The following is a 12,335-nucleotide window of genomic DNA, read 5'->3' on the forward strand; positions in this document are numbered from 1 at the left end:
TTGGCGGCAATCTGAATCCAGTCCCGCGTCATTCCGATCTTTTCAATGCGCCCGCCGGCAATAACCGGCGGGCGCATTTTTTCTTGCGCAATGCCACAGAACCCGCCAACGCAAGTTTTGCAAGGCGTGCAGGGATTGTCTGTCGGATTCACAACGTGGGGCGCGTGCTGGCGCGGAATTGGATCGGCACGCCCGTTGCTAGAGCTAGAAACGCGTCGCCGGCGGCTCACCGCACGGCGTCTTTCGCTCACCCCACAACGGAGTTTCCATGGACACCTTGACCGATCTGCTGGATGCCAAGGGCTGCCCGCTGGGCCAGCAACATTTCACTTGGAAGGACCTGGTCCAGGCGCCGATCAGCAAGCTGGACGATGACGCATTCACCCGCGTCCGCATCATTCTGATGAATGGCATCGAATCCGATGCGCTGCGGCTCAAGCACATCATGTCGCGCTGCAATCGGGAATTGCGGATTCCGCTCGCGCAAATCCGCCGCGTCGAGCATCACCAGGCCACGATGATCAACTGGCTGATCGGCGCCGATCATTCCCCGCTGGAGACGACGATCGCCTATGAACAAGTGGCCATCGAGGTCACCGCGGCGGTCGCGCAGACCGAGCCCGATCCGTACCAGGCGCAGGCCTATCGCTTCGGCCTGCTTGAGGACTTCGATCATCTGTACCGCTATAGCGCGCTGCTCGACCGGCTCGAAGGCAAGGACGCAAATGCGATCACGCAGGGCCATACCGACATCGTGCCGGGACGCTCGACCTGGGTCGAACACCGCGCGCCGCAGGACGACGTGCGCGAGAGCTACGACCGCGCCAACGCCGCGCTGATCACCAAGATCCACGCCGCGATGATCACCGCGGCCGAGTACCAGACCCACGACTACTACATGAACATCGGGCCGCTGTTCTCCGACCCGCTGGCGCGCCAGCTGTACGCCGAGATCGCATCGATCGAGGAACAGCACGTGACCCAGTACGGCTCGCTGATGGATCCCGATGAAAGCATGATCGAGAAGTGGGTGATCCACGAAGCGATGGAGGCCTACAACTACTACAGCTGCGTGCAGCAGGAGAGCAATCCGCGCATCAAGGCGATCTGGGAACGCTTCCTCGACTACGAGCTGGGCCATCTGCATGTCGCCTGCGAAATGCTCAAGCGCCACGAGAATCGTGACCCCGCAGAGATCCTGTCCGGACCGCTGCCCAAGCCGATCGACTTCGCCAGCCAACGCGATTTCGTGCGCAAGGTGCTGGCGGACGAGGTCGACCTGCGCGCCAACGGCATGGACTTCGTGCCGCTCGACAAGGACAGCCCCGCCTCGATCGAATACCGCCGCGTGATGAATGCCGACGGCTCGCCGTCGCAGCTGGTTTCCGCCGGCTATGTCTGGACGCCCGGCACCGAACTGGCGCGGATGCACACCGCCGCCTGAGGCGATCGCTGAAGCCGCTACGAAGCCGCCACGAAGCCATCTCGCTGGACCAGCGAACTGGACAACCGAAACTGGAGAGAACGCATGCAACAGACCACCCAGATGGGCGTCAACCGCACCGGCGCGCAGATGTCGCCGATCGACACCGAGACCATGGAGCGTTATGCCGAGAACATGGGGCCGGACAGCGGGATCGACGACATGAACGTACCGGCCGAATCGCAGCCGGCCGCCGAGGTGCGTGCCCAATATATCGACGAGGCAGACCCGGTCGGTTCGGTGCCGCTGCCCGGTACGCTCAAGGGCGCGATGAGCACGACGATGGACAAGCTGACCGGCAATCGTCCCGAGGTGCTGATCGACAAGCTCGGCGAGCGCCTGGCGTTCGAACGCACCGGCACGCGCCTCTACGAGCTGATGATCGCCAAGTGCAAGGAGATGGATACCAGCGCGGTCGATCCCGACGTGCTGGGCACGCTGATGCATTTCCATGATGAAGAGGCTGAGCACTTCGCGATGGTCGACGAGACCATGCGGGCGATCGGCGCAGACCCGACTGCGGTCACGCCTTGCGCCGACGTGGCAGGCGTCACCGCCATGGGAGTACTGCAGACCATCGCCGATCCGCGCACGAACTTCGCGCAATGCCTCAATGCGCTGCTGACCGCGGAGATGACCGACAACGCGGGTTGGGAATTGCTGATCAAGCTTGCGACCGAGACCGGCCATACCGAGATGGCACAGAAGTTCCAGCAGGCGCTGACGGAGGAGGAGCAGCATATGGCCACGATCCGGCAGTGGCTGGAGCGTGCAGTCATCACGGAAGCGACGTAAGACGAGCGCACCAGCACCAGCACCAGCACCAGCACCAGCACCGGCGCCGGTTGCCGCGGCGGACCCGCGGCACCGCCCGCCTGAAGGAGGGCGCATGAAGGAAATGTTCTATCGCGACCATCTGATCGCCGCGCACGCGGTGCCGGTCGGCGCCAGCGCGGGCGTGCGCTACGGCTACCAGGGCGAGATCCTGCCGGCCGGCGCGCGCGCGGCCACGACGCAGGAGGACTTGCCCGCGTCCTTCGCCTCCGATGTCGAGACGGCGTTCGACAACGCGGCCACCGCGATCGAGGCCTGCCTGCTCGAGGGCCGGCGGCTGATCGATATCCGGCTCGACGGCGCCGACACGCCGGCGGCATCGTCCGACCCGGCCCGGGCCCCCGGCTCGGGCAATAGCAACCAGAGGAGCATGCAATGACCCAGAAGCAGACCGACCAAGGCAAGAGCGGATCGAGCGGCAAGGGTGCCGCGCAGGGTGGCAAGGGCGGTGAAGGCGGACGCGAGGAGCCGAGCCCGATCGACGTGCAGAAGTCCCTGAAGGGCATCGATTTTCCCGCCACCAAGGACGACATCCTCTCGCGCGCCCGCGACGGCGGCGCCAGCGAAGAGGTCATGGCCGAACTGGAGCAACTGCCCGAGCGCGACTACGATTCCCCGGCGGAGATCTCGCGGGAGTTGGGCAAGCTGCATTGAAGCTGATGCGCTCGACGCGCGGCATGGGCGGTGGAGCGCGAAGGTGAGGCTCAGGTACACCTTCTGCTGCGACTTTTCGCAAAAGCGCGCTGCGGTCTTGCGGCGCGCTCATCGATTGTCTAGATTGGCCCGTCTACCGTGGAGGGGCCAGCATGCGCACGATCAACCTGGATGAAGCTTCCGCCGACTTGCCGCATCTCGTTGAGATGGCGGCGCAAGGGCAGTCGTTTGTCATCGCGAAAGGCGGCAAGCCAATGGTCAGGGTCGTTCCGGTCCAGGCCATCCATCGCTCCGGTGAAAAGCGGATCGGCATTCTGCAGGATCGGTTCAACGTTCCCGAGGATTTCGACCGGCTGTGCAGTGATGAAATCGAAGTACTCTTCACTGGCCGGATATGAAGCTGCTTTTCGATACGCATATCTTGCTGTGGGCGTTGATCAAGCCCGGACGTCTTCCAGCCATCGTGGAAGACATGGCCCTCATTACCGCGGATCCAGTGGTCGCACGTTATCCCGGCCCGGTGCGGCACGTGTGACACTGGACCGAAGAGAGCCCAGACGGGTCCTTACGACACCGCCTCCAACACTGGCGCCACTACCGGCCGCGGTCCGGGAAACGAATAGCGATAGCCCATTTCCGGATCGCGCGCGAATATTTCGGCGGCCCAATCGACGAAGACGCGGACCTTGGCCGACAAGTTCCGGTTTTGCGGATACATGGCCGAGATCGGCATGACTTCTTCCTGCCAATCGCCCATGATTTCAACGAGTCGGCCGCTTTCCAGATACGGTTGGGCCATCACACGGGAGATGACGGCGATACCGTGGCCTTCCAGCGCGCAGCCGATATAGACCTCGGGATCGTTGGTCGAGATCGCCGACGGTAGCAGCAATTCATGGCGTTCGTCGCCGCGCGTCAGGATCCATGGCATTTCGCGGCCGGTGCGCGACGACAGGTAATTGATCGCGCGATGCTGCATCAATTCATCCGGCGTGGTCGGCGTGCCGTGCTGCTTCAGATAAATAGGCGAGGCGTAGAAAGCCAGGCGCAATTGGCCGATTCGGCGCGCCACCATCGTATCGTCGACGGTATCGCCGACCCGAATGACCACGTCGACGCCTTCCTTCAGCAGATCGATCGGTTTGCCATTGATCGTCAGTTCGACCTTCAGGTCCGGATAGCGCGCGAAGAACTCATGCAGATTGGGCACCAAGGCCAGCCGCGCCAGCCCGCCGACCGTATCGACCCGCAGCGTGCCGCGCGGGGTCTGGTTCTGATGCGTCAGCGATTGCTCGGCTTCGTCGACATCGGCCAGAATGCGGACGCACCGTTCGTAATAGGCGGCGCCTTCCGACGTCACGCTGATCCGGCGCGTGGTCCGGTGCAACAGCTTGACGCCCAGATGCGTTTCCAGATTCTGGATCAGCCGCGTCAGCGTGGCCTTGGGCAAATCGAGCGATTCTGCCGCGCGCGCGAAACTACCGACATCGACGACGCGGGTAAAGGCTTGCATTGAGACGAAGCGGTCCATGGCGGCTGTCCAATAAGAAAGCCATAGCGAGCGGACAGTGCCGCGCGGCTGGCGAGGGCGAATGTTACTCACTCTGCGAGGCGTATGCACGGTAGGGTCTTTCATTGGCATAACCGCAACAGTGGAGCGGTTATTGGCCGAATGGGGGACGATCTACCGGAACGAACCCGGGGCCGGCACGATTATTCCATCCGCAGAATAGTGCGTTGGCAAACTGCGCCTTTATCCCGCCTACGTCAATCACCATAATTCGGTGCAACGCAACATGCAAACCATGCGTCGAGCCGTTTCCGGCGGCCGCGCAACGGAACCCAGACCATGACCAAGCCGACGCAAGATACCGCTTCCCAGCCCGCCAAGGCCGGCGCCGCGGCGCGTGTGGTGCGGCATGAGATCGCCAGCGGCGAGCGCACCATTGCTGTGCACGTGTGTTATCCCGCCGGATATCCGACCGCGTGGGCGCCGTCTCCGCTGCCATGGTTGCTCTATCTGCATGCCGGCAGCTTCGTCGACGGCGGCATCGAGAAGGCGGCCCATCTGACCCGCCAGTTGGCCGGCGCGGTCCCGGCGGTAGTGGTCGCGCCCGAATACTCGCTGGCTCCGGACCATCCGTTCCCGGCTGCACCGGAAGACGCCTTCAATACCGCCGAATGGGTATTGCGCCAGGCGCGCCGGCTCAAGGTTGACAAGATGCGTTTCTCGCTGGTGGGCGAGGAAGCGGGCGGCAATCTGGCGATTGCGGTGGCGCAGATGCTGCGCGATCGCGGCCTGCCGGCGCCGCGCGCGCAATGGCTGATCCGCCCGGTCACCGACCCCTGCCTGCAGCACGCCTCCTGCGCCGGCCAGGCGCACGTGCCGCTGGAAACGCTGCAGCGCATGGCCGTTTGCTATCGCGATTACCTGCCGACGCCCGCGGCGTCGGTCCATCCCTACGCCGCGCCGGCGCATGCGATGCGTCTGGCCGGCCTGCCGCCGACGCTGATCCAGGTGGCCGAGCTCGATGCCCTGCGGCCGGAAGGCGAGGCCTTCGGTCGCAAGCTGCTCGACCGCGGCGTGGCGGCGGAAACCCGAATCATGCCCGGCGCCTGTGGCGCCGGTGTCGAAGCATCCCACGACCGATGTCAGGTATGGGTCGATGAAGGCGCGCGCTTTCTGCGAGAACGTTTCGCGGACAGCGACGAAGCCTCGCCACAGGCCGAACGCCGGCCGGCAGCCAAGCCTTCCGGTTGGGCGCCGTGACGTGCCCGCGGCCGCGCCGGTGCTGACACGCTAGCGCGGACCGCCATTCGAGAAGTCAGCCGCGTGTGAATGTCTCCGGACCCCGCGTCGGCGCCCCAGGGTCTGCATACCCGCAAGGCGTCGAACGGGCCCGGCGGGCGGCGTTCGTCCTTTTGCTTTTCCGGTTGAAGAAAACCCGAAACGGAGTGAAGAAATGAAGCTGCAATCCCGACGTAGCCTGATCGCCGTCGCCATCGTGATCGTGCTGGGCACCGGCCTGGCCACCACGGTCCTGCGCCCCTGGCATGCCGGCGAGGCACAAGCCGTGCCGAGCCCCGCCCCCAGCGCGGCGGCGGTCGATGTCGCAGCCGCCATCGGCAAGACCATTACCGAGTGGGACGAATTCTCGGGCCGCCTGGAGGCGATCGATCGCGTCGAGGTGCGGCCGCGCGTCGGCGGCACCATCGACGCGGTGCACTTCCGCGAAGGCGCGATGGTCAAGAAGGGCGATCTGCTGTTCACCATCGACCCGCGTCCTTACGCGGCCGAGGTGGCACGCGCCGAAGCCGCGCTGGCCGCCGCGCAGGTGCGCGCCAGCCATGCGCAGAGCGAGCAGGTGCGGGCGCAGCGGCTGCTGGACGACAACGCGATCTCGCGCCGCGAATTCGACGAACGGATCCACGCGGCGCGCGAGGCGAACGCCAACGTGCGCGCCGCGCAGGCGGCGCTCGATTCCGCCAGGCTGAACCTGGCCTACACCCGCATCACGTCGCCGGTGACCGGCCGCGTCTCGCGCGCCGAGATCACGGTGGGCAATCTGGTCGCGCCGGGTGCCAATTCCCCGGCGCTGACCACGGTGGTGTCGGTGTCGCCGGTGTACGCCAGCTTCGAGATCGACGAGCAGAGCTATCTGCGCTACACGGCGCCGGGCGCCGCGGGCGGCGCCAACGGCAAGGGCATGGCGGTGTATCTGGGCCTGGCCAACGAGGAAGGCCATCCGCACGAGGGCCGCATCCAGTCGGTCGACAACCGGCTCGATCCGCGCAGCGGCACGATCCGCGTACGGGCGGTGTTCGACAACCCGGACGGACGCCTGCTGCCGGGGTTGTACGCCAAGGTCAAGCTGGGCGGCAATGCGCCGCATGACGCGGTGCTGATCAACGACCGTGCGATCGGCACCGACCAGGGCAAGAAGTTCGTGCTGGTGGTCGACAAGGACAACAAGCTGAACTATCGCGAAGTCCAGATGGGGCCCAACTATGACGGTCTGCGCGTGATCCGGTCCGGCCTGAAGGCGGGCGAGGTCATCGTGGTCAATGGCCTGCAGCGCGTGCGGCCGGGCGACACGGTTGCGCCGACGCCGGTGCGCATGGCGCTCAAGCGCGAGCTCGAGCGGGGCAATGCCACCGAGAAGAGCGCGGACAACCAGCCCGAGCAGGCGAAGAAGGAGTCGGTCGGATGATAGAGAACCTGCACGCCGCCGGCGCCTGACGATCCGGTACTCCCCTCTCCCGCCTGCGGGAGAGGGGTTGGGGAGAGGGCAGGGCAGTCGATGAACCGACCGCGCCATTGCCAGCGCATGGCCCTCTCCCCGGCCCTCTCCCGCAAGCGGGAGAGGGAGGACACCGATCCCGCGCCATTTCATCGCCCATATGCTTTTCCATGGCGTCCCCAGCGGACCGCCAGGGGGCTCCCTTTTTATCGAGACCCGTCATGAACCTCTCGAAATTCTTTATCGACCGGCCGATTTTCGCCGGCGTGCTATCGGTGCTGATCTTCCTGATCGGTGCGATCGCCATGTTCAAGCTGCCGATTTCCGAGTATCCGGAAGTCGTGCCGCCGTCCGTCGTGGTGCGTGCGCAATATCCCGGCGCGAACCCGAAGGTGATCGCGGAAACCGTGGCCTCGCCGCTGGAAGAGCAGATCAACGGCGTCGAAGACATGCTGTACATGTCCTCGCAGTCCAACAGCGACGGCCTGCTGACGCTGACCGTGACCTTCAAGCTGGGCACCGACCCGGACAAGGCCCAGCAGCTCGTGCAGAACCGCGTGTCGCAGGCCGAGCCGCGCCTGCCCGAGGACGTGCGCCGGCTCGGCATCACGACCGTCAAGAGCTCGCCCGACCTGACCATGGTGGTCCACCTGGTCTCGCCGAACGATCGCTATGACATGACCTACCTGCGCAACTACGCGGTGATCAACGTCAAGGATCGTCTGGCCCGTATCCAGGGCGTGGGCCAGGTGCAGCTGTTCGGCTCGGGCGACTACGCGATGCGCGTCTGGCTCGATCCCGAGAAGATGGCCGAGCGCCAGCTCGCCGCCAGCGACGTGGTGCGCGCGATCCGCGAGCAGAACGTGCAGGTGGCGGCCGGCGTGATCGGCGCCTCGCCGTCGCTGCCGGGCACCGACCTGCAACTGTCGGTCAACGCCCAGGGCCGCCTGAACTCCGAGGAGGAGTTTGGCGGCATCATCGTGCGCACCTCGCCGGACGGCGGCGTGACCTATCTGCGCGATGTCGCGCGCATCGAACTGGGCGCGTCCGAATACGCGCTGCGCTCGCTGCTCGACAACAAGCCGGCGGTCGCGATTCCGATCTTCCAGGCTCCGGGCTCGAACGCGATCCAGATTTCGGACGACGTGCGCAAGACCATGGAAGAGCTCAAGGAGAACTTCCCGGACGGCGTCGACTACAGCATCGTCTACGATCCGACGCAGTTCGTGCGGCACAGTATCGAGGCGGTCACGCACACGCTGTTCGAGGCGATCGCACTGGTGGTGCTGGTCGTGATCCTGTTCCTGCAGACCTGGCGCGCATCGATCATCCCGCTGCTGGCGGTGCCGGTATCGATCGTCGGCACGTTCGGCCTGATGTACGCGTTCGGCTTCTCGATCAATGCGCTGTCGCTGTTCGGTCTCGTGCTGGCGATCGGTATCGTGGTCGACGATGCGATCGTGGTGGTCGAGAACGTCGAGCGCAATATCGAGCAGGGTCTGTCGCCGAAGGAAGCCACCTACCAGGCGATGCGCGAAGTCAGCGGCCCGATCATCGCGATCGCGCTGGTGCTGTGCGCCGTCTTCGTGCCGCTGGCGTTCATGACGGGCCTGACCGGCCAGTTCTACAAGCAGTTCGCGCTGACGATCTCGATCTCGACGATCATCTCGGCATTCAACTCGCTGACGCTGTCGCCGGCGCTGTCCGCGCTGCTGCTGCGCAGCCATGACGCACCGAAGGACTGGCTGTCGCGGGCGATGGACCGCGTGCTGGGCGGCTTCTTCAAGCGCTTCAACCGCTTCTTCGGCGCCAGTTCCGAGCGCTACGGACAGGGTGTCAAGGGCGTGGTCCGCCGCAAGGGCGCGGTGTTCGGTGTCTATGCCGTGATGCTGGTGCTGACCTGGGGCATCTTCCAGCTGGTACCGAAGGGCTTCGTGCCGGCGCAGGACAAGCAGTACCTGGTCAGCTTCGCCAAGCTGCCTGACGGCGCGACGCTGGACCGCACCGAGGACGTGATTCGCCGCATGTCCGAGATCGCGCTGAAGCATCCCGGCGTGGAATCGGCGGTGGCGTTCCCGGGCCTGTCGATCAATGGTTTCACCAACAGCCCGAGCGCCGGCATCGTGTTCGCCACGCTCAAGCCGTTCGAGGAGCGCAAGTCCGAAGACCTGAGCGGCAACGCCATCGCGGCGCAGCTGAACCAGCAGTACGGAGCGATCCAGGACGCGTTCATCGCGGTGTTCCCGCCGCCCCCGGTGCAGGGTCTGGGCACCATCGGCGGCTTCAAGCTGATGATCGAGGACCGGGCCGCGCTGGGCTACGACGCGCTGTTTGCCGCGACCAATGCGTTCGCCACTAAGGCGCGCGCCACGCCGGAACTGGCCGGCATCTTCAGCAACTACCAGGTCAACGTGCCGCAGCTGGACGTTCAGCTCGACCGTGTCAAGGCCAAGCAGCTCGGCGTGCCGGTGACGGACGTGTTCGACACGCTGCAGACCTATCTCGGTTCTGCCTACGTCAACGACTTCAACAAGTTCGGCCGTACCTATCAGGTCAAGGTCCAGGCGGATGCCAGCTACCGCCAGCATGCCGAGGACATCCTGCAGCTGAAGACGCGCAACGCCGCCGGCGAGATGGTGCCGCTGTCGTCGCTGGTGCAGGTCAAGCAGAGCTTCGGCCCGGACAGCGTGGTGCGGTACAACGGCTTTACCGCCGCGGACATGAACGGCGGACCGGCGCCCGGCTTCTCTTCGGGCCAGGCGCAGGCTGCGGCCGAGCGCATCGCCGCGGAGACGCTGCCGAAGGGCATCAAGTTCGAATGGACCGAGCTGACCTATCAGGACATCCTGGCCGGCAACGCGGGTGTGTGGATCTTCCCGCTGTGCGTGCTGCTGGTGTTCCTGGTGCTGGCCGCGCAGTACGAGAGCCTGACGCTGCCGCTGGCGGTGATCCTCATCGTGCCGCTGTCGTTGCTGGCCGCGCTGACCGGGGTCTGGCTGACGCGGGGGGACAACAACATCTTCACGCAGATCGGCTTCATCGTGCTGGTCGGGTTGTCGGCGAAGAACTCGATCCTGATCGTGGAGTTTGCCCGCGAGCTGGAGCATCAGGGCCGCACCATCGTGCAGGCCGCGATCGAGGCGAGCCGCCTGCGTCTGCGCCCGATCCTGATGACCTCGTTCGCTTTCATCATGGGCGTGGTGCCGCTGGTGGTGTCGACCGGTGCCGGCGCGGAGATGCGCCACGCGATGGGCGTGGCCGTGTTCGCCGGCATGCTGGGCGTGACGTTCTTTGGCCTGTTCCTGACGCCGGTGTTCTACGTGGCGCTGCGCAAGCTCGCCACGCGGGGCAAGGCCGAGCCGGAGCCGGCGCCGGAAGCACGGCCGGAACGCACGGTGGCATTGGCCGAACCGCAGCATTGAGCGCATGCCGCGGGGTTGCTCCCCTCTCCCGCAAGCGGGAGAGGGAGCACGCCGGCGGCAAGCCACGAACTGAAGAGCGACGACGAGCCGACTGCAAGTCGACAACGAAGAATTCGAGGATGAACAAATGACAGCAAACCTGCAATCGTGGATGCCGCGGCTGGCCACGCTGGCCGCCGCGCTGGTGCTGGCAGGCTGCTCGCTGGCGCCGACCTACAAGGTGCCGGAAACCGCGACCATGCCGGCCTTCAAGGAGGCCGAGGCCGCGCAGGCCGAAGGCGCGCAATGGAAAGTGGCCACACCCGCCGAGGGTGCCGAACGCGGCCAATGGTGGAAGCTGTTCGGCGATGCGGGGCTCGACCGCCTGATCGAAGCGGCCAACAGCAATAACCAGGACCTGGCCGCGGCCGCGGCGCGGGTCAAGCAGGCGCGCGCGTTCACCGGCGTGGCCGAGGCCGATCTGTATCCGCAACTGAGTGTGGGTCTCGATCCGACCCGGTCGCAGCCGTCGGCAGCGTCGCTCGGCTTGCCCGACGGCACGCCGGTATCGCCGCGCACCGTGCTGCGTGCACGTGCCATCGCCAGCTACGAGCTCGACCTGTTCGGCCGCGTAGCCGACAGCGTGCGCGCCGCGCGTGCCGAGGGCGAGGCCGCCGAGGACCTGTTCCGCTCGGTGCAGCTGACACTGCAGGCCGATGTCGCGCAGGCCTATTTCACGCTGCGCACGCTCGATGCCGAGCGTCAGCTGCTGCGCGCCACCATCGCGCTGCGCGAGGACGCGGTACGGCTGCTCAAGCGCCGTTTCGATGCCGGCGAAACCACCGACCTGGACCCGGCACGCGCCGAAGCGGAGCTTGGCACCGCGCGTGCGGATCTGGCCGACGTCGAACGCCGTCGCGCCAATCAGGAGCATGCGCTGGCGGTGCTGACCGGCGTGCCGCCGGCCCAGTTCGCACTGGCCGAGCGGCCCTTCGACGCTGCGCCGGTCGCGATTCCGGCCGGCCTGCCGTCCGAACTGCTCGAGCGCCGGCCCGACATCGCACAGGCCGAGCGCCTGATGGCCGCGGCGAACGCCCGCATCGGCGTCGCCAAGTCGGCCTTCTTCCCGCGCATTTCGCTGACCGGCGTGTTCGGCTTCGAGTCCAGCGAGCTGTCCAACCTGTTCCGCTGGTCCTCGCGTGCGTGGCTGCTCGGTCCGCTGATCGGCTCGACCATCGCGGCGCCGATCTTCGACGGCGGCCGCAACCGCGCCAATCTGGCGGCGGCACGGGCCCAGCATGAGGAAGCGGTGGCAGCCTACCGGCAGACCGTGCTGGTGGCGTTCCGCGAGGTGGAGGACGGGCTGGCCGACGTCCGCTGGCTGTCGCAGCAGGCGAGCGCGCTCGACAGCGCGCTGGCCGGCGCACGCCGCGCCCAGCGGATCTCGCGCAGCCGCTACGACGCCGGCGCGGTCGACTATCTGACCGTGATCGATGCGGACCGTACCGTGCTGCAATCGCAGCGCGCGGCCAATCAGGTGGCGGGCCTGCGCGCCGCCGCGACGGTGGCGCTGGTGCGGAGCCTGGGCGGCGGATGGGGGCCGGTGCAGGCGCCGAGCGACGCGGCGGCACGTTGATCGTGGCGAGGCAATAACGCAGAACGGCCGCTGCCAGCGTGGAGCAGGCAGCGGCCATGCCGCAACAAGAGGCCGGTCTTTCACCG

General features: G+C 66.2%; 10 protein-coding genes. 9 read left to right on the forward strand and 1 reads right to left on the reverse strand.

Annotated elements, in window-relative coordinates; genetic code table 11:
- Window positions 1–268: 268 nt before the first annotated feature.
- The 5 genes from B551_RS00240 (at window position 269) to B551_RS00260 (ending at window position 3,369) form a co-directional block, all read left to right on the forward strand.
- Complete coding sequence (locus B551_RS00240) at window positions 269–1,444, forward strand: hypothetical protein (protein ID WP_006575556.1); 1,176 nt, start codon at window positions 269–271, stop codon at window positions 1,442–1,444.
- 84 nt (window positions 1,445–1,528) lie between these two features.
- Window positions 1,529–2,278 carry a DUF892 family protein gene (locus tag B551_RS00245; protein WP_006575557.1) on the forward strand — a complete coding sequence of 250 codons (750 nt, stop codon included), beginning with the start codon at window positions 1,529–1,531 and terminating at the stop codon, window positions 2,276–2,278.
- Window positions 2,279–2,372: 94 nt separating this feature from the next.
- The gene (locus tag B551_RS00250) at window positions 2,373–2,696 is read left to right on the forward strand and encodes a hypothetical protein (RefSeq protein ID WP_006575558.1); all 324 of its coding nucleotides are present in this window, start codon (window positions 2,373–2,375) and stop codon (window positions 2,694–2,696) included.
- A complete protein-coding gene (locus tag B551_RS00255) occupies window positions 2,693–2,971 on the forward strand; it encodes a DUF2795 domain-containing protein (protein WP_006575559.1) in 279 nt (92 codons plus the stop codon). Before B551_RS00250 ends, B551_RS00255 begins: the two co-directional genes overlap by 4 nt.
- Window positions 2,972–3,123: 152 nt before the next feature.
- Window positions 3,124–3,369 (forward strand): type II toxin-antitoxin system Phd/YefM family antitoxin, encoded by a 246-nt coding sequence (locus B551_RS00260; RefSeq protein ID WP_006575560.1) that lies wholly within the window; start codon window positions 3,124–3,126, stop codon window positions 3,367–3,369.
- Window positions 3,370–3,536: 167 nt separating this feature from the next.
- Here B551_RS00260 and B551_RS00265 read toward each other — a convergent pair whose 3' ends face one another.
- Complete coding sequence (locus B551_RS00265) at window positions 3,537–4,502, reverse strand: LysR family transcriptional regulator (protein WP_006575561.1); 966 nt, start codon at window positions 4,500–4,502, stop codon at window positions 3,537–3,539.
- 318 nt (window positions 4,503–4,820) lie between these two features.
- Here B551_RS00265 and B551_RS00270 point away from each other — a divergent pair, with 318 nt between their 5' ends.
- From B551_RS00270 to B551_RS00285, 4 genes are all read left to right on the forward strand, one after another.
- The gene (locus B551_RS00270) at window positions 4,821–5,741 is read left to right on the forward strand and encodes an alpha/beta hydrolase (RefSeq protein WP_006575562.1); all 921 of its coding nucleotides are present in this window, start codon (window positions 4,821–4,823) and stop codon (window positions 5,739–5,741) included.
- A 193-nt stretch (window positions 5,742–5,934) separates the two neighbouring features.
- On the forward strand, window positions 5,935–7,182 hold the full coding sequence (locus B551_RS00275) for an efflux RND transporter periplasmic adaptor subunit (RefSeq protein WP_006575563.1): 1,248 nt from the start codon (window positions 5,935–5,937) through the stop codon (window positions 7,180–7,182).
- Window positions 7,183–7,433: 251 nt separating this feature from the next.
- Window positions 7,434–10,634 (forward strand): efflux RND transporter permease subunit, encoded by a 3,201-nt coding sequence (locus B551_RS00280; protein WP_006575564.1) that lies wholly within the window; start codon window positions 7,434–7,436, stop codon window positions 10,632–10,634.
- 127 nt (window positions 10,635–10,761) lie between these two features.
- A complete protein-coding gene (locus B551_RS00285; RefSeq protein WP_043436494.1) occupies window positions 10,762–12,249 on the forward strand; it encodes an efflux transporter outer membrane subunit in 1,488 nt (495 codons plus the stop codon).
- Window positions 12,250–12,335 lie beyond the last annotated feature (86 nt).

This window comes from Cupriavidus sp. HPC(L), assembly GCF_000307735.3.
Taxonomy (GTDB): Bacteria; Pseudomonadota; Gammaproteobacteria; order Burkholderiales; family Burkholderiaceae; genus Cupriavidus.

Bases quoted from the DNA above. Each gene is read 5' to 3' on its own strand.
- B551_RS00240 (WP_006575556.1), top strand. From the start codon at position 269: ATGGACACCTTGACCGATCTGCTGGATGCCAAGGGCTGCCCGCTGGGC.
- B551_RS00245 (WP_006575557.1), top strand. From the start codon at position 1,529: ATGCAACAGACCACCCAGATGGGCGTCAACCGCACCGGCGCGCAGATG.
- B551_RS00250 (WP_006575558.1), top strand. From the start codon at position 2,373: ATGAAGGAAATGTTCTATCGCGACCATCTGATCGCCGCGCACGCGGTG.
- B551_RS00255 (WP_006575559.1), top strand. From the start codon at position 2,693: ATGACCCAGAAGCAGACCGACCAAGGCAAGAGCGGATCGAGCGGCAAG.
- B551_RS00260 (WP_006575560.1), top strand. From the start codon at position 3,124: ATGCGCACGATCAACCTGGATGAAGCTTCCGCCGACTTGCCGCATCTC.
- B551_RS00265 (WP_006575561.1), bottom strand. From the start codon at position 4,502: ATGGACCGCTTCGTCTCAATGCAAGCCTTTACCCGCGTCGTCGATGTC.
- B551_RS00270 (WP_006575562.1), top strand. From the start codon at position 4,821: ATGACCAAGCCGACGCAAGATACCGCTTCCCAGCCCGCCAAGGCCGGC.
- B551_RS00275 (WP_006575563.1), top strand. From the start codon at position 5,935: ATGAAGCTGCAATCCCGACGTAGCCTGATCGCCGTCGCCATCGTGATC.
- B551_RS00280 (WP_006575564.1), top strand. From the start codon at position 7,434: ATGAACCTCTCGAAATTCTTTATCGACCGGCCGATTTTCGCCGGCGTG.
- B551_RS00285 (WP_043436494.1), top strand. From the start codon at position 10,762: ATGACAGCAAACCTGCAATCGTGGATGCCGCGGCTGGCCACGCTGGCC.